Source organism: Mycobacterium celatum (assembly GCF_002101595.1).
In the GTDB taxonomy this organism is placed as follows: Bacteria; Actinomycetota; Actinomycetes; order Mycobacteriales; family Mycobacteriaceae; genus Mycobacterium; species Mycobacterium celatum.
Map to the genome: position 1 here is coordinate 1 of NZ_LQOM01000026.1, position 22,296 is coordinate 22,296.

Annotated in this window: 23 protein-coding genes, 1 tRNA gene and 1 pseudogene; 14 read left to right on the forward strand and 11 right to left on the reverse strand. The window is 67.6% G+C overall.

The features are described from left to right. From AWB95_RS11030 to AWB95_RS11040, 3 genes and pseudogenes are all read right to left on the reverse strand, one after another. Window positions 1-119: pseudogene (locus tag AWB95_RS11030) on the reverse strand (WXG100 family type VII secretion target); the annotation flags it as partial. A gap of 116 nt (window positions 120-235) precedes the next feature. Then, window positions 236-1,480, reverse strand: a complete 1,245-nt coding sequence (locus tag AWB95_RS11035; protein WP_099539786.1) for a PPE family protein — start codon at window positions 1,478-1,480, stop codon at window positions 236-238. 11 nt (window positions 1,481-1,491) lie between these two features. Next, window positions 1,492-1,791 (reverse strand): PE family protein, encoded by a 300-nt coding sequence (locus AWB95_RS11040; protein ID WP_062541549.1) that lies wholly within the window; start codon window positions 1,789-1,791, stop codon window positions 1,492-1,494. A gap of 216 nt (window positions 1,792-2,007) precedes the next feature. Here AWB95_RS11040 and AWB95_RS11045 point away from each other — a divergent pair. Next, window positions 2,008-2,081: transfer RNA gene (locus AWB95_RS11045), tRNA-Leu, on the forward strand. A gap of 56 nt (window positions 2,082-2,137) precedes the next feature. On the opposite strand, the gene AWB95_RS11050 is transcribed toward AWB95_RS11045, so the two are convergent. Beyond that, window positions 2,138-2,458 carry a DUF732 domain-containing protein gene (locus AWB95_RS11050; RefSeq protein ID WP_062541550.1) on the reverse strand — a complete coding sequence of 107 codons (321 nt, stop codon included), beginning with the start codon at window positions 2,456-2,458 and terminating at the stop codon, window positions 2,138-2,140. A gap of 265 nt (window positions 2,459-2,723) precedes the next feature. Between AWB95_RS11050 and AWB95_RS11055 the strand changes: the two genes are divergently transcribed. From AWB95_RS11055 to AWB95_RS11080, 6 genes are all read left to right on the forward strand, one after another. After that, window positions 2,724-3,026, forward strand: coding sequence for a DUF732 domain-containing protein (locus tag AWB95_RS11055; RefSeq protein WP_062540944.1), 303 nt, complete (start codon window positions 2,724-2,726; stop codon window positions 3,024-3,026). A gap of 457 nt (window positions 3,027-3,483) precedes the next feature. Then, window positions 3,484-4,521, forward strand: a complete 1,038-nt coding sequence (locus tag AWB95_RS11060; protein ID WP_062540939.1) for a WD40 repeat domain-containing protein — start codon at window positions 3,484-3,486, stop codon at window positions 4,519-4,521. A gap of 47 nt (window positions 4,522-4,568) precedes the next feature. Continuing rightward, window positions 4,569-6,200 carry a long-chain fatty acid--CoA ligase gene (locus AWB95_RS11065; RefSeq protein WP_062540940.1) on the forward strand — a complete coding sequence of 544 codons (1,632 nt, stop codon included), beginning with the start codon at window positions 4,569-4,571 and terminating at the stop codon, window positions 6,198-6,200. Then, window positions 6,200-7,258 carry an NAD(P)H-dependent amine dehydrogenase family protein gene (locus AWB95_RS11070; protein ID WP_062540941.1) on the forward strand — a complete coding sequence of 353 codons (1,059 nt, stop codon included), beginning with the start codon at window positions 6,200-6,202 and terminating at the stop codon, window positions 7,256-7,258. The genes AWB95_RS11065 and AWB95_RS11070 overlap by 1 nt, the downstream gene beginning before the upstream one ends. An 11-nt stretch (window positions 7,259-7,269) precedes the next feature. After that, the gene (locus tag AWB95_RS11075) at window positions 7,270-8,121 is read left to right on the forward strand and encodes a class II glutamine amidotransferase (protein WP_062540942.1); all 852 of its coding nucleotides are present in this window, start codon (window positions 7,270-7,272) and stop codon (window positions 8,119-8,121) included. Continuing rightward, complete coding sequence (locus tag AWB95_RS11080; protein ID WP_085168212.1) at window positions 8,118-8,972, forward strand: patatin-like phospholipase family protein; 855 nt, start codon at window positions 8,118-8,120, stop codon at window positions 8,970-8,972. Before AWB95_RS11075 ends, AWB95_RS11080 begins: the two co-directional genes overlap by 4 nt. 1 nt (window position 8,973) lies before the next feature. Here AWB95_RS11080 and AWB95_RS11085 read toward each other — a convergent pair whose 3' ends face one another. Continuing rightward, a complete protein-coding gene (locus AWB95_RS11085; RefSeq protein WP_062541425.1) occupies window positions 8,974-9,987 on the reverse strand; it encodes an LLM class flavin-dependent oxidoreductase in 1,014 nt (337 codons plus the stop codon). A gap of 45 nt (window positions 9,988-10,032) precedes the next feature. Between AWB95_RS11085 and AWB95_RS11090 the strand changes: the two genes are divergently transcribed. Further along, entirely contained in the window at window positions 10,033-10,524 is a 492-nt protein-coding gene (locus AWB95_RS11090) for an SRPBCC family protein (protein WP_062541426.1), read from the forward strand. Between the two features lie 109 nt (window positions 10,525-10,633). On the opposite strand, the gene AWB95_RS11095 is transcribed toward AWB95_RS11090, so the two are convergent. Both AWB95_RS11095 and AWB95_RS11100 read right to left on the reverse strand, forming a co-directional pair. Beyond that, on the reverse strand, window positions 10,634-11,665 hold the full coding sequence (locus tag AWB95_RS11095) for a patatin-like phospholipase family protein (RefSeq protein WP_085168214.1): 1,032 nt from the start codon (window positions 11,663-11,665) through the stop codon (window positions 10,634-10,636). A gap of 49 nt (window positions 11,666-11,714) precedes the next feature. Then, a complete protein-coding gene (locus AWB95_RS11100; protein WP_084707180.1) occupies window positions 11,715-12,095 on the reverse strand; it encodes a lipoprotein LpqV in 381 nt (126 codons plus the stop codon). 112 nt (window positions 12,096-12,207) lie between these two features. Here AWB95_RS11100 and AWB95_RS11105 point away from each other — a divergent pair, with 112 nt between their 5' ends. Together AWB95_RS11105 and AWB95_RS11110 are read left to right on the forward strand one after the other, a co-directional pair. Further along, window positions 12,208-12,774: a cysteine dioxygenase gene (locus tag AWB95_RS11105; RefSeq protein WP_062540577.1), complete on the forward strand. Its 567-nt coding sequence runs from the start codon at window positions 12,208-12,210 to the stop codon at window positions 12,772-12,774. 23 nt (window positions 12,775-12,797) lie between these two features. Further along, the gene (locus tag AWB95_RS11110) at window positions 12,798-13,175 is read left to right on the forward strand and encodes a rhodanese-like domain-containing protein (protein WP_062540576.1); all 378 of its coding nucleotides are present in this window, start codon (window positions 12,798-12,800) and stop codon (window positions 13,173-13,175) included. On the opposite strand, the gene AWB95_RS11115 is transcribed toward AWB95_RS11110, so the two are convergent. Further along, window positions 13,162-13,935: an enoyl-CoA hydratase gene (locus tag AWB95_RS11115; protein ID WP_062540575.1), complete on the reverse strand. Its 774-nt coding sequence runs from the start codon at window positions 13,933-13,935 to the stop codon at window positions 13,162-13,164. The two genes, AWB95_RS11110 and AWB95_RS11115, sit on opposite strands and share 14 nt — an antisense overlap. Further along, window positions 13,932-14,981: an enoyl-CoA hydratase/isomerase family protein gene (locus AWB95_RS11120; RefSeq protein ID WP_062540574.1), complete on the reverse strand. Its 1,050-nt coding sequence runs from the start codon at window positions 14,979-14,981 to the stop codon at window positions 13,932-13,934. The genes AWB95_RS11115 and AWB95_RS11120 overlap by 4 nt, the downstream gene beginning before the upstream one ends. Window positions 14,982-15,168: 187 nt before the next feature. Between AWB95_RS11120 and AWB95_RS11125 the strand changes: the two genes are divergently transcribed. Both AWB95_RS11125 and AWB95_RS11130 read left to right on the forward strand, forming a co-directional pair. Next, window positions 15,169-16,014, forward strand: a complete 846-nt coding sequence (locus AWB95_RS11125) for a Bax inhibitor-1/YccA family protein (RefSeq protein ID WP_062540578.1) — start codon at window positions 15,169-15,171, stop codon at window positions 16,012-16,014. A gap of 104 nt (window positions 16,015-16,118) precedes the next feature. Then, window positions 16,119-16,976, forward strand: a complete 858-nt coding sequence (locus AWB95_RS11130; protein WP_085168216.1) for a hypothetical protein — start codon at window positions 16,119-16,121, stop codon at window positions 16,974-16,976. 70 nt (window positions 16,977-17,046) lie between these two features. On the opposite strand, the gene AWB95_RS11135 is transcribed toward AWB95_RS11130, so the two are convergent. Both AWB95_RS11135 and AWB95_RS11140 read right to left on the reverse strand, forming a co-directional pair. Then, window positions 17,047-18,264, reverse strand: coding sequence for an acetyl-CoA C-acetyltransferase (locus tag AWB95_RS11135; protein WP_062540572.1), 1,218 nt, complete (start codon window positions 18,262-18,264; stop codon window positions 17,047-17,049). A 100-nt stretch (window positions 18,265-18,364) separates the two neighbouring features. Then, window positions 18,365-19,321: an SGNH/GDSL hydrolase family protein gene (locus AWB95_RS11140; protein ID WP_420799453.1), complete on the reverse strand. Its 957-nt coding sequence runs from the start codon at window positions 19,319-19,321 to the stop codon at window positions 18,365-18,367. Window positions 19,322-19,571: 250 nt separating this feature from the next. On the opposite strand from AWB95_RS11140, the gene AWB95_RS11145 reads away from it, so the two are divergent. Together AWB95_RS11145 and AWB95_RS11150 are read left to right on the forward strand one after the other, a co-directional pair. Continuing rightward, the gene (locus AWB95_RS11145; protein WP_085168220.1) at window positions 19,572-20,624 is read left to right on the forward strand and encodes an alpha/beta hydrolase; all 1,053 of its coding nucleotides are present in this window, start codon (window positions 19,572-19,574) and stop codon (window positions 20,622-20,624) included. 31 nt (window positions 20,625-20,655) lie between these two features. Further along, window positions 20,656-22,050: a cystathionine beta-synthase gene (locus tag AWB95_RS11150; protein ID WP_062540743.1), complete on the forward strand. Its 1,395-nt coding sequence runs from the start codon at window positions 20,656-20,658 to the stop codon at window positions 22,048-22,050. Window positions 22,051-22,296 lie beyond the last annotated feature (246 nt).

The following is a 22,296-nucleotide window of genomic DNA, read 5'->3' on the forward strand; positions in this document are numbered from 1 at the left end:
ATGTTCTGCGAGGACGCCCACATCTTGCGGGCTTCGTCTTCGACGGTTTGGGCGTGCACGTCAAAACGGCCCGCCATGTCGCGCATGGCGTGCGGGTCGGTCATAAACCGGGTAGTCATCAAAGTCTCCTTCGTGGTTGACAGGTCAGTGGTGTACTGGTCGCCTGGGTTACAGAGTACGACCTGCGTTTTAACAGCCGGCTTCAAACATGTGACGAGTTGTGTCCATTCTCCGCCTAACCGGCCACCACCGGCCGGCCCATCACGGTGGGCTTGAAGCCGTACCGCGGGGCGCCGAAGCCGAAGCCACGGTTGGCGCCCGCATTGCCGATTGGCATGCCCGGCATGCCGGGGCTGCCCGGCGCGGCCTCCGGGGCGGCTGCCCAGCCGCTGGCCTGCAAGGCAGTGCTGCCGGTGCTTGCCGGGGTGGCCGAGGCCCAACTGGCCGGTACCGATAGCGCACCCACCGTCGAGGCCTGGCCCATGGTGCCGGTGACCGCCGACGCGGCGCCGGCCGCGCCCGAGCTGGCGCCGCCTGCTATGCCGCCGCCCAGTGCACCGAGGTTGCCCAGCGGACCGCCGGGAGCCAGCAGGGACCCCAGGCCACTGCCGACCGTACCGCCGCCCGCGGCGTTGAAACCGGGACCGGCGAAATAACCGATCATGCTCGGAATCAACGTCGACGGGATATACATCACTGCCGTAGCACCGCCGGAGGAGATGCCGTTCAGAATCACCGACAGATAGTCGGTCCCCGAACCCGCGCCCAGCGCATTGGTGATTCCGCTCAGCGCCGACGACGCCGACGCGGTCGACCCTAGCGGCGACGACATGCTCTGCAGCGCGCCGGGCAGCACCGACGTCAGCTGTGACAGCGTCGTCTGGGCACCGCTACCGCCCGCAGTCCCGGCGGCGTTGGTGACGGCCGCGGCTTGCGCCGCCAGTCCGCCCTCGTTGGTGTTTTTCGTCGGCGGGTTGAACGGCGCCAGTTGCGCGGCGACCGCCGAGGAGCCGGCATACCCGTACATCGCCGCTGCGTCCTGGGCCCACATCTCGGCGTAGTGCGCTTCGGTGGCCATGATCGCCGGCGTGTTCTGCCCCAGCACGTTGGTCGCCACCAGCGCCGCGAGCTGAGCGCGGTTGGCCGCGATCACCGGCGGCGGCACGGTCATCGCAAAAGCCGCCTCGTAGGCGGCCGCGGCCGCCTGGGCCTGGCTGGCCGCCTGCTGCGCCTGCGCGGCGGTGGTGCTCATCCACTCCACGTGGGGTGCCGCGGCGGCCGCCATCGACGCCGACGCCGGGCCCAGCCACTCCTCGCTGGTCAGTCCCGTGATCACCGACTCATAGGCGGCGGCCGTCGAGCTCAACTCGGCGGCCAACGCGTTCCACGCCGACGCGGCGGCCATCATCGGTCCCGATCCGGCACCGGCGTACATGCGCGCCGAGTTAACCTCCGGCGGTAACAGTCCGAAATCCAGCATGATCCGACCCCCTAACCGGCCGCGATCGCGTTGGCGGCCTCGGTGGCCGCATACGATCCGGCGCTGGTGCCCAGTGTGTTGACGAACATTTCGTGGATTGCCTCGGCCTGGGCGCTGACGGCCTGATACAAGGCGGCGTGTGCGGCGAATTGGGTTGCCGTGAGCGCCGAAACCTCGTCGGCGGCCGCGGGTACCACACCGGTGGTGGGTGCCGCCGCGGCGGCGTTTTGGGATGCCATCGCCGAGCCGATGCCTTGCAGGCTGGCGGCCGCAGCGGTCAACGCTTCGGGTTGAGTGGTCACGTAAGACATGACTTCTCCTGGTGTCGCACTACCGATTCCACGCATCCACAGTTGCTCAGAAACGCGTTGAAGTGATAGCTCGTTTACGGCTTCTTAACTGTTAGGCCGGAAGTCTTAACACGATGCCGCTGCCCGATACACAGATGTCACGTGGCGAGCTCGCCATAGTGGTTTCGGCACCGACTGAACCGGGCGCAACGTCGTCGCGCTACATTCGCCGCCGGGGCCCCCATAGCCCAATTGGCAGAGGCAGCGGACTTAAAATCCGTCCAGTGTCGGTTCGAGTCCGACTGGGGGCACTAGAAGGAGCTGCGCTATTGCGTTGCAGCCGAAAAGCATTCGGCGTGTGTGCCGATCAGAGGTGTTCGGGGCAGTAAGCACTCGCCGCTGTGATCGCGAACCTCGCGGCGTGCTCGACGTTGAATCCCGGGTTGGTGGTGCGTACCGCGTTGACCGTGTCCATCGGGGAAAGTCCCTCGTCCATCAACTGGCACACCGATTTACCGGCGGCGATGGCCTGGCTGGCGCCGCGGTGGGTAATGCCCTGCTGGTCGAGCGCGGCAAGGAAGCTTGCATCAGTGCCGGACGCTTCGGCGTGCGCAGGCGCGGCGAGGCCGATGACGGCGGCGGCGCCCGCCAGCGCGAGTACCAACTTCGGCGCGGTCACGAATGACATGGCCTCTCCTTCGCTCCGTGCGGGTTCCACGGATTCCAGCGTTACTCAACGCAGTTGAGAGGCCCAGCTCGTTAACGGCTTCTTTACGCCGGCACCCGAACTCTTAACACTGTTGCGCCCGTTGACCGGTCGAAACATCGAGCCACCGCACGTGACCGGGGCAGACAACGGCATCGACACGCCGTAACACCGATTTAACATTGTGTCGGGCGACGCTAAAAAGTCGGTAACACGTTCGTAACGGGTGCTGGGCAGCATAAGAGCCATGAAGCGGCTGCTCCTGCTGTTGGGTTTCGCCACCATGGTCGGTCTCGCTGCGCCCGCCCACGCCGACGAGACCAGTGGTGACGCGGCTTTTCTGGCCGCCCTCGACCAGCAGGGCATCACTCATCGCGGCGCCAGCCAGGCCATCGCGGCCGGCAGGGCGGTGTGCGAGTTGATGGACGGCGGTCTTTCGCCCTTGGACACCGTCAACGCGGTGCGCAGCACCAACCCGGGATTCACCCCCGAGCACGCGGCAAGGTTCGCGGTGACAGCGGCCTCGGCGTACTGCCCTCAACACCTCTGACCAGCGATAGCTAGCGCTTCCGCCGATCTGGCGCGATTCACCAAGGTGCGCAAGCAGTTCGGTTCGGTCGACACGCGCCGAGCGGAAATTATGTGATGTTGACCGCTTTTGGCCGCCGAACGCTAAGAAATTCTTATTTTCGACCGCGCTTGGAATTCGGGACAGCGCGTTAGCGACTCCCGGAAAACCGCTGGACACCTGAACCAATCCGTTCGCTGCCGCGGGTGGCGTCCAGAACGGGGCGATTCTTGCCTAAGGGCAACCTGAGTTATTGACGTTATGTGCGTGGGTAGTTGGCGAAAGACACACCTTCGGGTGGGAATCCCGCCACTAGACTCAGCCGGAAGCGCGCCCTAGAGCGCCGAATCCGATGATGTCGGGCTTGTGCTGCCACAGCAGGCCAACCGGCGTCCAGGTCCGGTCACGGTCGGACGAACGAGCAAAGGCAGGTGCCACTGTGGGCAGTGTCAACTACGTCGACGGCGAGGTCGGCGTCGTGCCCGGCTTCGCGGTCGTCGCCGAAATCGGCGTCCACCAGGGCGGTGTCAGCGGCATCGCGGCCAGCTCCGACGCCAACCGGCTGATCGTGACGAATTGCGGAAGCGACAGTGTCTCGTCGATCGACACCCGCTCCGGTGCGCTCGTGCGCACCGTCGTGGGCATCCCGGAGCCGTTCGCCATAGCGATTGCCGCAAACCGGGCCTATGTCAGTACCGTGTCGACGGCTTATGACGCGATTGTGGCCCTCGACGTGGACACCAACAGGATTGTCGCAGTGCATCCGATGGCCGAGAGCGTCCGCGATCTGGCTGTGAGCCCCGACGGCCGGCGGGTGTATGCCGCCCGCACGGCGGCGGGCGGCGCCGACGTCGCAGTGCTGGACATTAGGACCGGCCAGGTCGACGAGATCACCATCGCCGCCACGCGGGGCACCGCCGCGGAATGTGTGCGCGCCCACGCTGATGGCGGCCGGCTCTACGTCGGGGCCAACAGCGCCGCCGGCGGAACGCTTGCCGTCGTCGACGTCGAGCAGCGTCGTGTCGTCGGCAACGTCGAGATCGCCTCGCCGATCAGGGATATCGCGCTCAGTCCGAATGGCGACAGAGCGTATATCGCTAGCTGCGGCCCCGACTTCGGCACCATTTTGGACGTGGTGGACATCCGCACCAATGCGGTGGTCAGCACCCACAAGATCGCCGAGATCGGCGGTCTGGTGACCCAGCTGACATTGAGCCGTGACGGTCAGCGCGCCTACCTCGTCGGCGACGACAGCGTCACCGTGCTGCGCACGGCGACCCACGAGGTCGTCGGAGCAATCAGCGTGGGCGGTCAGCCGTCGTGCGTGGTCGAAAGCCCGCATGGCGACTCGCTCTACATCGGTGACTACGCCGGTACCGTCAGCGTCTTCTCGGTGGACGCGGCGGACGACCAGCCCACCGCCCGGCACGAGTGGACCATGCCTGAGCTGCTTCGGCTCGAGCCGGCTTTGACCTGAGCTGAACGCGGGGCGTCGCTGCGCCCGGAACCATAAGCTGTACGTCGATGTACAGCACAATGCAGAACTTTCCGCTGACGATCACCGCCATCCTGCGGCACGCCACCGGCGTGCACGGAGCCCGCCGGGTCACTACCGCCACCGGCAACGGTTACCGACATTGCAGCTACGCCGAACTGGGCCGACAAGCCGCGCAGCTGGCCCACACCCTGCGCAAGTTCGGCATCACCGCAGACCAGCGGGTCGGCACGTTCATGTGGAACAACGCCGAACACCTCGCCGCCTACATGGCGGTCCCGTCGATGGGCGCGGTGCTGCACACGCTGAACATCCGGCTTTTCCCAGAGCAGATCGTCTTTGTGGCCAACGAAGCCGAAGACCAGGTGGTGCTGGTCGATACGTCGCTGGCCAAGCTGCTCGCGCCGGTCCTGAGCCGCCTGGACACTGTGCACACGCTGATCGCGGTGGGCGAGGGGGACACGGCGCCGCTGGCGGAGTCCGGCAAGACGGTGTTGAGTTACGCCGACGTGCTCGCCGGCGAGCCGACCGAATTCGACTGGCCGGACATCGACGAGAACTCGGCGGCCGCGATGTGCTACACCAGCGGCACCACCGGAAACCCCAAAGGCGTTGTCTACAGCCATCGTTCGAGCTTTTTGCACACGATGGCGGCCTGCACCAGCAACGGTATCGGGGTCGGGTCGAGCGATTGTGTGCTGCCGATCGTGCCGATGTTCCACGCCAACGCGTGGGGATTGCCGTACGCCGCGTTGATGGCGGGCGCCGACTTGGTGCTGCCCGACCGTCACCTGGACGCCAAGTCGCTGGTCGACATGGTCGAGAAGCTGCGCCCGACCGTGGCCGGCGCGGTCCCGACCATCTGGAACGACGTCCTGCACTACCTGGAGCGCGACCCCGACCACGACATGTCGTCGCTGCGGCTGGTCGCCTGCGGCGGTTCCGCCGTGCCGGTGTCGCTGATGCGTACCTTCGAAGAAAAACACGGCGTGCAGATCCGTCAGCTGTGGGGAATGACCGAGACATCGCCGATGGCCACCATGGCGTGGCCGCCGCCGGGAACGCCGGACGATCAGCATTGGCCGCTGCGTGCGACCCAGGGCCAGCCGGTGTGCGGTGTGGAAGCCCGAATCGTCGACGACGACAACAACGTGTTGCCCAACGACGGCCAGGCGGTGGGCGAACTGGAAGTCCGCGGCCCGTGGATCACCGGCTCCTACTACCGCGGCGCCGACCAGTCGAAGTTCGAGTCGGGCTGGTTGCGCACCGGCGACGTGGGTCGCATCGACGAGCGCGGCTTCATCACGCTGACCGACCGTGCCAAGGACGTCATCAAGTCCGGCGGGGAGTGGATCTCGTCGGTGGAACTGGAGAACTGTCTGATCGCGCACCCCGACGTGGTGGAGGCCGCGGTCGTCGGAGTGCCCGACGAGCGGTGGCAGGAACGACCGCTGGCTGTGGTCGTCCGCAAAGAAGGCGCGTCCGTCGCTGCGGGTGAGTTGCGGAAGTTCTTGGCCGACAAGGTGGCTCGCTGGTGGCTGCCCGAACGCTGGACATTCGTCGACGAGATTCCGCGGACCAGCGTCGGCAAGTACGACAAGAAAACCATTCGCTCGCGATACGGCGACGGTGACTACGAGGTTTGCGAGGTGCGCGACTGATGGCTTTGCGGGTCGTGCAGTGGGCGACCGGGTCGGTGGGGGTGGCCGCGATCAAAGGTGTGCTCGAACATCCCGAACTCGAGCTCGCCGGTTGCTGGGTGCACTCGGAAGCCAAGAGCGGCAAGGACGTCGGCGAGATCATCGGGACACCGCCGCTGGGCGTGATCGCCACCGACAGCATCGACGACATCCTCGCCCTCGACGCAGACGCGGTGATCTACGCGCCGCTGCTGCCCAACGTCGAGGAGGTGGCCGCGCTGCTGCGCTCCGGCAAGAACGTCGTCACCCCGCTCGGCTGGTTTTATCCGAGCGAAAAAGAAGCTGCGCCGCTGGAGGTCGCCGCGCAAGCCGGCAACGCGACGCTGCACGGCGCCGGCATCGGGCCGGGTGCGGCCACCGAACTGTTTCCGCTGTTGCTGTCGGTGATGTCGACCGGGGTGACTTTCGTTCGCTCCGAGGAGTTTTCCGACCTTCGGACCTACGGAGCGCCCGACGTGCTGCGTTATGTGATGGGGTTCGGCGGCACACCGGACAACGCGCTGTCGGGGCCGATGCAGAAACTTCTCGACGGCGGCTTCGTCCAGTCGGTTCGGCTGTGTGTCGACCGGTTGGGATTCGCCGCCGATCCCGAGATCCGGGCCTGGCAAGAGGTGGCGGTGGCCACCGCGCCGATCGACTCGCCTATCGGCGTGATCGAGCCGGGCCAGGTCGCCGGGCGCCGCTTCCACTGGGAGGCGACGGCGGACGACACGCCCGTCGTCCGCATCACCGTCAACTGGCTGATGGGCGAGGAAAACCTTGACCCACCATGGTCTTTCGGGCCGGCCGGAGAGCGCTACGAGATCGAGGTGCGGGGCAATCCGGACACCTTTGTCACCGTCAAGGGCTGGCAGCCCGAAACCGTGGAAGAAGGTTTGAAGAGCAATCCGGGCATCGTCGCGACCGCGGCGCATTGCGTGAACGCGGTCCCGGCGACCTGTGCGGCGCCGGCCGGCATCCAGAGCTTCTTCGACCTGCCGCTGATCACCGCGCGCGCCGCACCCCGGCTGAGCCGGTAACGTCGCACTCGATGTGTCGACTCTTTGCGCTGCACGCCGGGACCAACGTCGTTACCGCCACTTTCTGGCTGCTGGACGCCCCCGACAACCTGGAGGCGCAGAGCCGCCGAAACCCGGACGGCACGGGGCTCGGCGTGTTCGACGGGCAGGGTAGGCCGGAGGTGCGCAAGCAACCGATCGCGGCGTGGCAGGACAAGGACTTCGCCATCGAAGCCCATGAAATGACCGGCACGACGTTCGTCGCGCACGTCCGCTACGCGACCACCGGGTCGCACGACATCGTCAACACCCATCCGTTCCTGCAGGACGGCCGGATCTTCGCCCACAACGGCGTGCTCGAGGGTTTAGATGAGCTCGACGAGCGGTTGCGTGAGGTCGGCACCGCCGATTTGGTGGGCGGCCAGACCGATTCCGAGCGGGCGTTCGCGTTGATCACGGCCTCGATCCGGGCGTGCGGCGGCGACGTGTCGGCCGGGCTGGTCGACGCCCTGCGGTGGCTGGCCGCCAACGTGCCGATCTACGCGGTCAACGTGTTGTTGAGCACAGCCACCGACGTCTGGGCGCTGCGCTACCCCGAGTCGCACGAGCTCTACATGCTGGATCGCCGTGACGGCGCACCGGTTCATTTGCGCACCAATCGGATTCGGGCGCATGCCGAGCAGCTGCGGTCCCGGCCCGCGGTGGTGTTCGCCAGCGAGCCGATGGACGACGACCCGCGATGGCAGCTGATCGCGCCGGGCGAGTTGGTCCACGTCGACGCCCAGCTAAGGGTAGATCGGGACGTGGTGCTGCCCGATCCGCCGCGGCACCCGCTGCACCGCGAAGAGTTGAGCTCGGCGGTCCAGGCCGCGCAGCACTCGTGACAGCCAAGCGCGCGCTGGTGCTGGCCGGCGGGGGAGTGGTCGGGATCGCTTGGGAGACAGGGATTCTGCGCGGCATCGCCGACGAGTCGCCGTCGCTGGCGCAGGCGCTGCTGGATTCCGATGTCCTGGTCGGCACCTCGGCCGGTTCGACCGTCGCCGCGCAGATCAGCAGCGGGTGCGGCCTCGAGGACCTGTTCGCTGCTCAGGTCGCCGAGACGTCCACCGAGATCGATCCCGGTGTCGGCGTCGACGACATCACCGACCTGTTCCTGGCCGCGATGGCCGAACCGGACATAGCGCGCAAGCGGCAACGGATCGGGGCGGCCGCACTGCTGGCCGACACCGTGCCCGAGCCGGTGCGGCGCAAGGTGATCGCCAAGCGGCTTCCGTCGCACGACTGGCCGGCGCGGGACATGCGAATCACCGCCATCGACATAACCACCGGGAAACGTGTTGTCTTCGACCGGGATTCGGGTGTGGGCCTGGTCGACGCGGTAGCGGCCAGCTGCGCGGTGCCCGGCGCGTGGCCGCCGGTCAGTATCAAAGAGCGGCGTTACATGGATGGCGGGATCGGCAGCACGATCAACCTCGAGGTGGCCGACGACTGCGACACCGCGGTGGTTTTGGTGCCCTCCGGCGTGTCGGCCCCGTCGCCGTTCGGCGACGGGCCCGCCGCCGAGATCGCGGCCTTCGGCGGCGCGGCGCACGGCATATTCGCCGACGGCGAGTCGCTCGCGGCGTTCGGGTCCAACCCGCTGGACCCGCGCTGCCGCGCCGCGTCGGCGATGGCCGGGCGTGCGCAGGGGCGACGCGAGGCGCTGGCGGTCGCGGCCTTCCTCAGCTCCGCCTGACTCAGCTGCCGACGGCCTGCAGCAGGAGCCGCAATGTCTTCAGCTGCTGCTCATAGGGCCCGTCGAGCTTCGCCAGTATGGTGTCGATACCGGCGTTGCGGTACAACGTGATTCGCTGGGCTATGGCGTCCGGGGTCCCGAGCAAGTTGGTCCGGCTGCCCAGCTCGATCGGCACCTCGCGGCGGGCGCCGTCCCGATCACCTGACCGCCACAGTTCGGCAACCCGGCGAACCGCTTCGCCGAAGCCGAGCCGTGCGAAGGCGTCGTTGTAGAAGTTGCGGGATCCGGAGCCCATCGACCCGATGGTGAACGCGTACCCGTCGGCATGACGCCGTGCGGCGCCGTCGGCGTCGTCGGTGAACTCGACGGCCACCGGCGCCACCAGGGACAGGTCGGCAAGCGAGCGTCCGGCGCGCTCGGCCCCCTCGCGCAGGGGGCCGAGAAAGACATCGGCCACCTCCGGAATGAATGCATTGCCGAGCCAGCCGTCGGCAACCGCCCCGGTCAATCGCAGGTTTGCCGGGCCCATCGCGGCCACATACACCGGCACGTGCTGCGGGGCGACCATCGGCACCAGTGCAGCGCCCGCGCTGTCCGGCAGCGGCAGCGGGTAGATGTCGCCGTCGTGCTCCAAACGTTCGCCGCGGCTGACGATTCGGATGATCTCGATGGTTTCCCGGGTGGTTTGCACCGGCTTGCGAAACCGCACACCATGCCAGCCCTCCATCACCCGCGGACCGGAAACGCCGATGCCCAGCGTGAACCGTCCGTGCGAGAGCTGTTGCAGGCTCAACGCGGACGTGGCGAGCAGGGCGGGCGAGCGCGACCCGAGCTGGACGACAAAGGTTCCCAACTCGATCGTGGACGTCTGCGCCGCCAGGTAGGCCAGCCCGGTGAGCGCGTCGTACCCCCAGACCTCCGGAACCCACAACGAGGCGACACCGAGTCGTTCGGCCTCCCGCGCGAATTCGGCGGCGCCCGGCAACCGTGGCTCGATGACAACACCGACGCGCATGACCGTCTACTATGCCCTATACATCACTCCTTCAGGAGATGCCCAGTGCGTTATCGGGACTGCCCCACTGTCGAGGTGTCAGAGCGCATCGTCGGCGATCCTGCCGAGATCTGGGCCGTCATCACCGACGTCACCCTGCCGGCGCGGTTCTCCACCGAGCTGCAGAAGGTCGAATGGCTCGATGGCGCCGACCATGTGACGGTCGGCGCGCGATTCCGCGGTTACAGCAGCCATCCTTCGTTCGGCCAATGGCACACGGATTGTCGAGTGGTGGAGGTCGAGGACCACACCCGATGGGTGTGGGAAGTGGAGGGTGACGGCCAGGCCTCGGCCACTTGGGGTTTCGAGTTGGATCCGACCCGCGACGGCGCGATCGTGCGGCAATGGGCACGGATGGGGCCGGGCCCGTCCGGTCTGAGTCCGGCGATCGCCGCGATGCCCGAAAAAGAGGGACGCATCGTGGCGCGACGGCTGGCGGAGTGGGAAGCCGGCATCCGCGCCAACCTGGCGGGGATCAAGGCGCTGTTCGAGCACTGACCTCGCGGCACCCCGCCTGGCACCGGTTCGCGTCGTCCGTAGCACGCCGTGGCACAAGCACGTGCCGGCCCGCATCGAGGCAATTGCGTAGCGTGCGAAGCCGTTTCGGTTAATCGTCCACGTCGGCCGGCGGATCGACCTCGAGAGTGTCCAACGTGCGACTGGCCAGCGCGCGGCCGATGTCGATCACCTCTGCGGCGCGGTGGAATTCCAAACTACGGCAGGCCGAACGCGGCACCTCGATCAGCAGGTCGGGCGGATACGCGGCGAGGGTGTGCCGCGCCAGCGCGGCCTGGGCGATGTCGATGGTGCGGTTCATCACCTCGAACCGGCCGCCGAGTTTGGGCTCTTCGGGTATCTCCTCGACTTCCTCGGTTTCGGCTGCGGCGTCGGGAGTGGCTGCGCCGAACCGGCTGAGCACCGCGCGTGCTGCCGGCCGCTCGAAAAGCGCCGAAGTATTCCGCACCATGCGGTTCAGCCACTCGGCCGCTGGCCGCGACTCGGTCTCACGCTCGGCTTCGGTTTCGTTGCCGCTCAAGCTCACTGCGATGGTCAGGTCGGCGTTGACCGCCGCGATCGGCGCCATCGGCAGTGGGTCGAGGATGCCGCCGTCGGCCAGCAGCCGTCCGTCGACGACGTGGGGCGCAATCACGCCGGGGATCGCGATCGATGCCCGGATGGCCTCGTCGACCGGGCCGCGCTGCAGCCACACCGACTTTCCGGCGATCAGATCGGTCGCCACCGCGGTATACGGGATCGACAGCTCCTCGATGGCGACTGGCCCCAGAATTTCTCGCACCGCGTCGAGGATCTTCTCGGCCCGCAGCACTCCGGCCGCGGTGATGGACGGGTCGAGCAGCCGCAACATCGCGCGCTGCGTCAGGGCCCGGGCCCAGTCGGCGAAGTCGTCGAGCCGCCCGGCCGCATGCAGGCCGCCGACCAGCGCGCCCATCGACGAGCCCGCGATCCCGACGATCTCGTAACCGCGGTCGCGCAGCTCGTTGATCACCCCGATGTGCGCATATCCGCGCGCGCTGCCGCTGCCCAGCGCCAGCGCCACCCGGGTCGGCGACGAACCGCTTGCGCGATGCGCGTCGGCCGGCCCGGAGCCCGGCGCCCGCAGCGCATCGGCGTGAGTCATTCCCTCATTGTCCCGCCGCACCCGGCCCTTTATTACAGCGTGATCAGAATCAACCGCACTCGTCGTTGGCGGCCGCCCGGACAGCGACGATCACCGCGGCCTGCCGAGCCGGGCTCAGCTTCGCCCACGGCGTATTCCAGGTGCCGCTGCCGTCCGCGCCGGGCCGCTGCAGCGTCGCCAGATACGGCTCGATCAGCGACTGCGGGTCGCCATGCTGGCCCTGCATCCACAGCTTGGCGGCGTGACAGGCCTGGAAGTACTCCTCCTCGGTGGACGCCGCCGGGGCGTCGACCCTGGTCGTCACACCGGCCGGCGAAACCCCGCTGGTTCCCGGCGGCGCGGTCGGCTGGGGGGTCCGGCCGTCGGCCGAGCAACCCGCCACGGCCGCTGCGGCAACAGCACCGAACACCAGCAGACCACACCAGCGCACCCCGACAATCTATGCAACACTGGCCGGCGTGATGGAGCGAACCGGATTTCAGGGGTGTTGTCGGCGCTGACACGCCGCCCCCCAATTCGCCTATCCGTTCTGGAGTTCCTCCATGGTTATCGCCAACCCTGTTCTGCCGCGCCCGTCGGTCTCCGGCCCCACCCGGCTGCGGCTGCCCGATCTGTTGCACGCCACCGATCGAACCGCCGACGACGTGCTCGACGGGCGCTACGACCACCTGCTGCCGCCCGGCGGTGTGCCGGCCGACCGGCGCTGGTTCGTTCGGCTGCACGGCGACGAGGAGCTCGACGTCTGGCTGATCAGCTGGGTGCCCGGGCAGCCCACCGAGTTGCACGACCACGGCGGATCGATGGGCGCCCTGACATTGCTGTCCGGCTCAGTCGACGAGTTCCGCTGGGACGGCAAGCAATTGCGCCGACGGCGTCTCGACGCCGGTGACCAGGCCGGGTTTCCGCTGGGCTGGGTGCACGACGTGGTGTGGGCGCCGAGCAGTGTTCCGGCCGGGCCGACGCTGAGCGTGCACGCGTATTCGCCGCCGCTGACCGTGATGTCGTATTACGAGGTCACCGGTCGCAACACGCTGCGCCGCAGGCGCACCGAGCTGACCGACCAACCGGAGGCGCCGTCCGGCGACGATGCAGAGCGCGCAGCGCGATGAGGAGAAGCCGGACAATCAGACCAATGAGTCGCATCGACCGGATGCTCGCTGCTGCCCGGGCCCGGTTGCACCGCCTGCCCGCCGACGACGTGCCCGCCGCGCTGCGGCAGGGTGCGGTGCTCGTCGACATCCGCCCGCAGGCCCAGCGTGCGCAGGAAGGCGAGGTGCCCGGAGCGCTGCTGATCGAGCGCAACGTGCTGGAATGGCGCTGCGACCCCACCAGCGACGCCCGGCTGCCGCAAGCCGTGGACGACGACGTCCAGTGGGTGATCCTGTGCTCGGAGGGCTACACCTCGAGCCTGGCGGCGGCCGCGCTGCAGGATCTGGGCCTGCACCGCGCCACCGACGTCATCGGCGGCTATCACGCGCTGGTGAGCGCGGGCGTACTCAGCGGTGCGTGAAGTTCGGGGGCCGTTTCTCGATGAACGCGGCCATGCCCTCTGACTGGTCGTCGGTGGCGAAAGCCGAATGGAACAGCCGTCTTTCGTAGAGCAGCCCTTCTGTCAGCGTGGATTCGAAGGCGCGGTTGACCGCCTCCTTGGCCATCCGGGTCGCCGACCGCGACATCCCCGCGATGGTGCTGGCGACGGCCTTGGCCTCGGAGAGCAGGTCGTCGGCCGGGACTACCCGCGACACCAGGCCGCTGCGCTCGGCCTCGGCGGCGTCGATGCTGCGGCCGGTCAGGATCAGATCCATCGCCTTGGCTTTGCCGATGGCCCGGGTCAGCCGCTGCGAGCCGCCCATCCCGGGCAGCACGCCCAATTTGATCTCGGGCTGGCCGAATTTCGCTGTGTCCGCGGCGATCAGCAGATCGCACATCATCGCCAGCTCGCAGCCGCCGCCCAGTGCATGCCCGGCCACCGCGGCGATCGTCGGGGTGCGCACGGCGGCCAGCTTGGCCCACGGCGCGAAAAAGTCGGCGTCGAAGACGTCGGCGAACGTCAGGTTCGACATCTCCTTGATGTCGGCGCCGGCGGCGAACGCCTTGGCGTTGCCGGTGATGATGATCGCGCCGATGCCTGGATCATTGTCGAATTCGATTGCGGCGCTGGTGACTTCGGTCATCATCTGGCTGTTGAGCGCGTTGAGTGCCTTCGGCCGGTTCAGCGTGATGGTGCCGACTCGGCCGTCGCGGTCCACCAGGATGGTCTCGTAACTCATGCCTTCTCCTCGAAGCTCAGATCGGGGTCTGCGGGGGCGAAATACGCCTCGACGTCGGCCGCGCTGACCTGCCCCAGCGACGCCGGCGACCACTGCGGGTTGCGGTCTTTGTCGACCAGTTGAGCGCGGATACCCTCCACGAGGTCGTGCGAGCGCAGCGACCCACAGGACACCCGATATTCCTGTCGCAGAACATCTTCCAGCGTGTCCAGCTTCGCGGCCCGGCGCACCGACTCCAGCGTCACCGACAACGCAATGGGGGAGCGGGTGGCAATCACGTCGGCGGCGTCGTGGGCCGGTTTTGCGTCGTGTCCGCGCAGCGTGGCGACAATGTCGGCGATGGTGTCGCCCGCATAGCACTCGTCGATCCAGCCCCGTTGTGGCACAAGGTCACTGGGTGGCGCGTCGACGGCATGGGCCGCCAGCGCGCGCTCGACGCCGTCGGCGACGATCGCGCGCGCAAACTTGTCCAGTTGGTCGTGCGGCACGTAATGGTCGGCGAACCCCAGCGCGATCGCGTCGGCGCCGGAAAACGGCGTACCGGTAAGCGCCACATGCAATCCCAGCGACCCGGGCGCGCGCGAGAGCAGGTACGTGCCGCCGACGTCGGGAATGAACCCGATGCCTACTTCGGGCATCGCCATTTTGGTGGTGTCGGTGACTACCCGGATATTGGCATGCGCGCCGACACCGACGCCACCGCCCATCACAATCCCGTCCATCAACGACACATACGGCTTGGAAAACCGGCCGATCTGGGCGTTGAGCAGGTACTCGTCGTACCAGAACCGCCGCGCCGCCGCCCCGTCCGCGCGGGCGCTGTGGTAAATCGCCACCACATCGCCGCCGGCACACAAACCACGCTCCCCGGCACCGGAAAGCACCACAGCGCGCACCGCGTCGTCGCGCTCCCATTCGGTGAGGACTGTGCTGAGCACATTGACCATGTTCTGGTTCAACGAGTTGATCGCCTTGGGGCGGTTCAGGGTCACGAAGCCGACGCCGTCGTCGACGCGGGTCAGGATCTCGTCGGATTCGCCTGTCACGTGCGTGGGTCTCCCCTCGTCGGAAGCTGGACAGCACTCGACGAGCAATCTAGATCGTTACCCGCAACACAGCGCCTGCGGGTAAGGTTTAGCTGCAGAGCGACCCTGCGCTGGGAACCCAGCCGGGACCCAAGACGTTGACCAGGTGTTCGCAGAGCTCGAACCAAAAGCAAGAGAGGATCCGACGGTGCGGGAGACTAGCAACCCGGTATTTCGCTCGCTGCCCAAGCAGCGAGGCGGATATGCCCAGTTCGGCGCGGGCGTGGCCGGCGCCGCGACCCAGTACGGGCATCAGACCGATCCGTATGCGCCGTACGTCGACCAGCGGGCCGGTGTTGCCCGGCCGCTGACCATCGACGACGTCGTCACCAAGACCGGAATCACGCTGGCGGTGCTGTCGGCTGTCGCCGCCGTCTCCTACTTCCTGGTGGCCGGCAACGTGGCGCTGGCCGCCCCGTTCACGTTCGTCGGTGCCTTCGGTGGCCTGGCGCTGGTGCTGATCGCCACGTTCGGACGCAAGCAGGACAGCCCGGCGATCGTGCTGAGCTACGCCGCGCTGGAGGGCCTATTCCTCGGCGCCATCTCGTTCATCCTGGCCAACATCACGGTGTCGTCCACGAACGCCGGCGCGCTGATCGGGCAGGCGATTCTGGGCACCCTCGGGGTGTTCTTCGGCATGCTCGTCGTCTACAAGACCGGCGCCATCCGCGTCACCCCGAAGTTCTCCCGGATGGTCGTGGCCGGCCTGTTCGGTGTGCTGGCGCTGATGATCGGCAACCTCGTGATCGGGTTCTTCAACCACGGCGAGGGCATGGGCCTGCGCAACGGCGGCCCACTGGCGATCATCTTCTCGCTGGTGTGCATCGCGCTGGCCGCGTTCAGCTTCCTCATCGACTTCGACGCCGCCGACCAGATGATCCGCGCAGGCGCGCCCGAGAAGGCGGCCTGGGGTATCGCGTTGGGCCTGACCGTGACGCTGGTCTGGCTCTACATCGAGATCCTGCGTCTGCTCAGTTACCTGCAAAACGACTGACGACTTTTGCGTTGACTCTGCGCTGACCAGGCACGCTACTCGCACTTTTGCCTGGTAGCCGCAGAGTCAACAAGCATGTCGGTGTGGGTTGGCAGCATGCCGGCATGGGGGGATCGGGAAAGCAGCCGTTCATTGGCTCCGAAGCGCTCGCGGCGGGCGTCGTCAGCTGGGATGAGCTGGGCAGGTACTACCGGGCGATCATGCCGAACGTCTACCTGGAGAACCGGCTTCAGCCGTCGTTGCGGCAACGCATTCTCGCGGCGTGGCTGTGGTCGCACCGCGGCGCCGTCATCGCCGGCGCCGCCGCGTCGGCGTTGCATGGCGCCAAGTGGGTGGACGACGACACCGTCGTGGAGTTGATCTGGCGCAACGCCAGAGCGCCCAAGGGAGTGAAGACCCGGGACGAGCTTTTGTTGGACGGGGAAACCCAGCAGCTTGGCAGCCTTTGGGTGACGACTCCGCAGCGCACCGCCTTTGATCTGGCCAGACGCGGAACCCTCAGGCAGGCCGTCGCAAGACTCGACGCGCTTGCCGCCGCCACCGACTTCAAGGTGGACGATGTCCGGGAGCTGGCGGCCAACCATCGGCATACCCGCGGCCTGCGTCAACTCGAGGTCGCGCTGGATCTCGTGGACGCGGGCGCGCAGTCACCGAAGGAAACCTGGCTGCGGCTATTGCTGATAGACGCTGGCTTTCCGAGGCCGCAGACCCAGATTCCCATCCTCGGCCCCGACGGCTATCCGAAGTACTTCCTCGATATGGGCTGGGAAGACGTCATGCTGGCGGTCGAATACGACGGCGACCAACATCGCACCAGCCGGCCGCAGTATGTCTGGGACACCGCGCGGCTGGAATACATAACCGCGATCGGTTGGACCCACATCCGGGTGCTGGCCGAGCACCGCGGCTGCGATGTCATCCGCCGCGTCGAGCGCGCCTGGGACGCGTTGACTCTGCGCTGACCAGGCACGCTACTCGCACTTTTGCCTGGTAGCCGCAGAGTCAACGCTGAAGAGGTGCTGGAGCGGCTCGCTACGCGAGTCGCTCCAGCACCATCGCCATGCCCTGCCCGCCGCCGACACACATGGTTTCCAGGCCGAACGTCTTGTCGTAGGTCTGCAGGTTGTTCAGCAGGGTCGCCGTGATACGCGCACCGGTCATCCCGAACGGGTGACCCAGCGCGATCGCGCCGCCAGAGACGTTCAGCTTGTCCTCGTCGATGCCCAGCTCGCGGGCCGAGCCGAGCACCTGCACCGCGAACGCCTCGTTGATCTCGAACAAGTCGATGTCGCGGATCGACATGCCCGCGTTCGCCAGCGCCTTCTTGGTCGCCTCGATCGGGCCCAGTCCCATGATCTCGGGGGACAGGCCGGTTACCCCGGTCGACACGATGCGGGCCAGCGGCGTGAGCCCGAGTTCCTTGGCCTTGGTGTCGCTGGTGATGATCACGGCCGCGGCGCCGTCGTTGAGCGGGCAGGCATTGCCGGCGGTCACCGTGCCATTGGGCCGAAACACCGGTTTGAGCTGGCTGACCTTCTCATACGTGGTGCCCGGCCGCGGGCCGTCGTCGACGCTGACCGTGGAGCCGTCGGGCAGCGTGACCGGCGAGATCTCCCGTTCGAAGAAGCCGCTCTTGATCGCCTCCTCGGCGCGGTTCTGGCTGCGCACCCCCCAGTGGTCCTGGTCTTCGCGGCTGATCCCGGTCAGCAGCGCCACGTTCTCGGCGGTCTGGCCCATCGCGATGTAGATGTCGGGCAGCGCCTCGTCCTTGCGGGGGTCATGCCATTCGTCGGCGCCGGCTGCCGCCGCCTCCGTGCGCCGCTGAGCCTCGTCGAACAGCGGGTTTTTGGTGTCGGGCATGCCGTCGGCACTGCCTTTGGCGAAGCGGGACACCGTCTCGACGCCGGCGGAGATGAACGCGTTGCCCTCGCCGGCCTTGATCGCGTGGAAGGCCATCCGGGTGGTCTGCAGCGACGACGAACAGTACCGGTTGACCGTGGTGCCCGGCAGGAAGTCATAGCCGAGTTCGACGGCGACGACCCGGGCGATGTTGTAGCCGGACTCGCCGCCCGGCTGGCCGCAGCCCATGATCAGGTCGTCGATCTGGTGGGGGTTGAGCGCGGGCACCTTGTCGAGCGCGGCGCGCACCATTTGCGCGGCCAGGTCGTCCGGCCGCATGTTGACCAAGGATCCCTTGCCGGCGCGGCCAATTGGCGAGCGGGCAGTTGAGACGATGACGGCTTCCGGCACGATCGGCTCCCTCTATCGGTTCGGTTAGACCGAATCTAGCCCGCCGACGATGCGGGCCACCGCGTGGCCCGAGGAGAACGCGGGCAATCGACTTGAGCCGTTACGCACCCGCCGTCATGACGACGGGGGCCGGCACCCCGGTGGTGTGCCGTCGCAGCAGCCGCGACACGACGTCTCGTGCGCGTCCCCGCCGGGATTCGCTGCCCGTGTTAGCCGTCAGCAGCGCCGGCGTCAGGTCGCGGCTGGATTCGCCCAGCGCATTGCACAACGCGGGCAGCAGCTGATCGGCCACCAGCGCATAGCCGGCCGCCGAGGGGTGGTACTGGTCGTCGGACAACAACAGGGCTGGCGAGTGGCGGAAGTTCGGCGCCAGCAGATCGGCGAGCGGTACCGGCACGCCGCCGGCTGCCCGTACCGCGGCGGCCTGGGCACGGGCCAGTCGCAGACCGCGGGTGTGTGCCGCCCAGCGCAGCGGCTGGGGGATCGCGGTGATCACGCCGAAGTCGGGGCAGGTGGCGACGACGACCACCGCGCCGCTGGCGCACAGCCGCCGCACCGCCGCGCCGAGCCGCCGCGCCGACGGCCCGATGCCGTTGAGCGCGGTGACGTCGTTGGCGCCGATCATGATCACCGCCGCATCCGGTGGCGGACCGGCCACGAACATCGCGTCGACCTGGCCCGACAACCCTTTCGACGTCGCCCCGACGATCGCCTTGGTGCTCAACCGGACGCTTTTGCCGGTCTGTTCGGCGAGACCGCGGGCCAGCAACACGCCGGGGACTTCGTCGGCGTTGCGGCAGCCGTACCCGGTGGCCGTGGAGTCGCCGAAGACCATCAGGTGCAGGTCCACGGGTGTTCCGCGCTGCCAGCGCTGCACGGGTCCGCCGCCGCGGGTGTAGATGCCGTCTGCTCGGGGCGGGATGTCCCAGGCTTTGGGGATCACACTGCGGGCATGCTGCGCCTGGCTGATCAGCAGGCTGCGCGCGCCCAGATAGGCCGTGCCCGTCGACGCCAGCGCACCCGCCGCAGCCAAAGCAACCATTGATCGCCGCGGCACGCGAATGTCCACCCCACCAGTTTAAGTCGGCATCGGCGGATGGTCTGGCACCGCCGACACGGCTCGGTTACAGAGCGGACCAAAACTGGTATCGAATGAGACTCTTTGATTGTTGAAACTTTTATAGGTGCCAAGCTAAGTTTGCGAGGTTGGCTGAGTGCCTGGGCGGGTACTCCCTTGTAAGGCAAGGGCTGAACCGGATGCTCTGCTACTTCGTCGACTGACTACAACGACGTAGGAAGTGGTGAGCATGACCGCACCGACCAAGGTTCCCGGCCTTTCCGGTAATCGTCTCCGCGTCCGCGATCCGTTGCGGGCGCGCAGGTTTTCCGTCAGCGACGGCTCGCCCGTCGAGGTCTTCGAGAGCGGTCCCAGCGTCCCCGCCCGGTTGATGTCGGTGGCGTCTCATCTGACCATCCGGCCAGTTCTGGCCGTCGGCAGCCATGTCCCGCACATGCCGTGGCCGTTCGGTCTGGTCGACTTCGCGTCCCGGGTGCTGCTGCCGGCTCCGGGCACCATCCGGGCCACGGTGGGCCTGCCGAATGCCACTGCTCAGCTGGTTCGCGCCCCTGGGGTGTTGCCCGCCGACGGGACGCGCCGGGTGGTGCTCTATCTGCACGGCGGAGCCTTCCTCACCTGCGGGGTGCACTCGCACAGCAGGATCGTCAATGCGCTGTCGCGGTTCGCCGACTCCCCGGTGCTGGTGGTCAACTACCGGCTGATTCCCAAGCACTCGGTCGGCATGGCGCTCGACGACTGCTACGACGCCTACCGCTGGCTGCGGCTGCGCGGTTACGAGCCGGACCAGATCGTGCTGGCCGGCGACTCTGCAGGCGGCTACCTTGCGCTGGCGCTCGCGCAGCGGCTGCAGGAGGAGAACGAGGAACCCGCTGCGCTGGTGGCGATTTCGCCGTTGATGCAGCTGGCCAAGGAGCCCAAGCAGTCCCATCCCAACATCAAGACCGACGCGATGTTCCCCGCAAAGGCGTTCGACGCGTTGGTTGCATTGGTCGCCAGCGCCGCCGCCAAGAGCATTGTCGACGGCAAGCCCGAAGCGCTGTACGAGCCGCTGGACCACATCGAACCGGGCCTGCCGCGGACGTTGATCCACGTGTCCGGCTCCGAAGTTCTGCTGTACGACGCGCAGCTGGCAGCCGCCAAGCTGGCTGCCGCGGGTGTGCCGGCCGAGGTGCGGATCTGGCCCGGTCAGATTCACGACTTCCAGCTGGCCGCGCCGCTGGTGCCGGAGGCCACGCGCTCGCTGCGACAGATCGGCGAGTACATCCGCGAGGCCACCGGCTAATACCCAACTGCGCACCTGAGACCATGAAGGTATGCGGATCGCGCGGCACATCAGTGAACTCATCGGCAATACCCCGCTGGTCCAGCTGAACTCGGTGGTGCCGCCGGGCGCCGGTCGCGTCGTCGCCAAGATCGAATACCTCAACCCCGGGTTGAGCAGCAAGGACCGCATCGCCGAGAAGATGATCGACGCCGCCGAGGCCAGCGGGCAGCTCAAGCCGGGCGGCACCATCGTCGAACCCACCTCCGGCAACACCGGCGTCGGGTTGGCGCTCGTCGCCCAGCCCCGCGGCTACAAATGCATTTTCGTCTGCCCGGACAAGGTCAGCGAGGACAAGCAGAACGTGCTGCGCGCCTACGGCGCCGAGGTCGTGGTGTGCCCGACGGCGGTGCCGCCCGACCACCCGGACAGCTACTACAGCGTGTCCGACCGGCTAGTCGCCGAGATCGACGGCGCGTGGAAACCCGACCAGTACTCCAACCCGGAGGGCCCGGCCAGCCACTACGAGACGACCGGACCCGAGATCTGGGCCGACACCGACGGCAAGGTCACCCACTTCGTGGCCGGCATCGGCACCGGCGGGACCATCACCGGCGCCGGCCGCTACCTCAAGGAGGTCTCCGGCGGCGCGGTACGCGTCATCGGCGCCGACCCGGAGGGCTCGGTGTACTCCGGCGGCAGCGGCCGACCGTATTTGGTCGAGGGGGTCGGCGAGGACTTCTGGCCGCAGGCCTACGACCCCGAAGTGCCCGACCAGATCATCGCGGTGTCCGACTCCGACTCGTTCAACATGACCCGGCGGCTGGCCCGCGAGGAGGCCATGCTGGTCGGCGGCTCGTGCGGGATGGCGGTGGTGGCCGCGTTGAAGGTCGCCGAGGACGCCGGGCCCGACGCGCTGGTCGTCGTGCTGCTGCCCGACGGCGGCCGCGGCTACATGTCGAAGATCTTCAACGACGCCTGGATGTCGTCCTACGGTTTTCTGCGCACCCCGCTCGACGGGTCGCTCGAACAACCCACGGTCGGCGACGTGCTGCGCGGGAAATCCGGAAAGCTGCCCGACCTGGTGCACACCCACCCGTCGGAAACCGTGCGCGACGCGATCGGCATCCTGCGCGAGTACGGGGTGTCGCAGATGCCCGTCGTCGGTGCCGAGCCGCCGGTGATGGCCGGCGAGGTGGCCGGCAGTGTCTCGGAGCGCGAACTGCTCTCCGCGGTCTTCGAGGGGCGCGCCAAACTGGCCGACGCCGTCGCGCTGCACATGAGTCCCGCGCTGCCGATGATCGGGGCCGGCGAGTTGGTCAGCGCGCTGGCCAAGGCGCTGCGGGATTGGGACGCCGTGATGGTGGTCGAAGAAGGCAAACCGGTGGGCGTGATCACCCGCCACGACCTGTTGGGGTTTCTGTCCGAGGGACCGCGGCGAAAGTAGCGGGACACCATCCCAGCAAATTACTTCGGGAAGAGAACCATCACTGTCAGCTGGATGATGGTCGCGCCAGGCACGTTACAGCATCACAGTGCATCGTAACGAAGCTTTCTTGCGGCGCGTCACGTCGGCAGGTTCTCGGGTGCCCCTCGGGTAGCCTGGTCCCGCCCCGTCCAGCTAACCCCGCATAAGGGAGAGGCGATGACCGATCAACCGCCCCCACCGCCACCACCGCCGGGTGGCTATACT

Coding starts and splice junctions, on each gene's coding strand:
- AWB95_RS11035 (WP_099539786.1), bottom strand. CDS start 1,480: ATGCTGGATTTCGGACTGTTACCGCCGGAGGTTAACTCGGCGCGCATG.
- AWB95_RS11040 (WP_062541549.1), bottom strand. CDS start 1,791: ATGTCTTACGTGACCACTCAACCCGAAGCGTTGACCGCTGCGGCCGCC.
- AWB95_RS11050 (WP_062541550.1), bottom strand. CDS start 2,458: ATGTCATTCGTGACCGCGCCGAAGTTGGTACTCGCGCTGGCGGGCGCC.
- AWB95_RS11055 (WP_062540944.1), top strand. CDS start 2,724: ATGAAGCGGCTGCTCCTGCTGTTGGGTTTCGCCACCATGGTCGGTCTC.
- AWB95_RS11065 (WP_062540940.1), top strand. CDS start 4,569: ATGTACAGCACAATGCAGAACTTTCCGCTGACGATCACCGCCATCCTG.
- AWB95_RS11070 (WP_062540941.1), top strand. CDS start 6,200: ATGGCTTTGCGGGTCGTGCAGTGGGCGACCGGGTCGGTGGGGGTGGCC.
- AWB95_RS11075 (WP_062540942.1), top strand. CDS start 7,270: ATGTGTCGACTCTTTGCGCTGCACGCCGGGACCAACGTCGTTACCGCC.
- AWB95_RS11085 (WP_062541425.1), bottom strand. CDS start 9,987: ATGCGCGTCGGTGTTGTCATCGAGCCACGGTTGCCGGGCGCCGCCGAA.
- AWB95_RS11095 (WP_085168214.1), bottom strand. CDS start 11,665: ATGACTCACGCCGATGCGCTGCGGGCGCCGGGCTCCGGGCCGGCCGAC.
- AWB95_RS11105 (WP_062540577.1), top strand. CDS start 12,208: ATGGTTATCGCCAACCCTGTTCTGCCGCGCCCGTCGGTCTCCGGCCCC.
- AWB95_RS11110 (WP_062540576.1), top strand. CDS start 12,798: ATGAGTCGCATCGACCGGATGCTCGCTGCTGCCCGGGCCCGGTTGCAC.
- AWB95_RS11115 (WP_062540575.1), bottom strand. CDS start 13,935: ATGAGTTACGAGACCATCCTGGTGGACCGCGACGGCCGAGTCGGCACC.
- AWB95_RS11130 (WP_085168216.1), top strand. CDS start 16,119: ATGGGGGGATCGGGAAAGCAGCCGTTCATTGGCTCCGAAGCGCTCGCG.
- AWB95_RS11145 (WP_085168220.1), top strand. CDS start 19,572: ATGACCGCACCGACCAAGGTTCCCGGCCTTTCCGGTAATCGTCTCCGC.
- AWB95_RS11150 (WP_062540743.1), top strand. CDS start 20,656: ATGCGGATCGCGCGGCACATCAGTGAACTCATCGGCAATACCCCGCTG.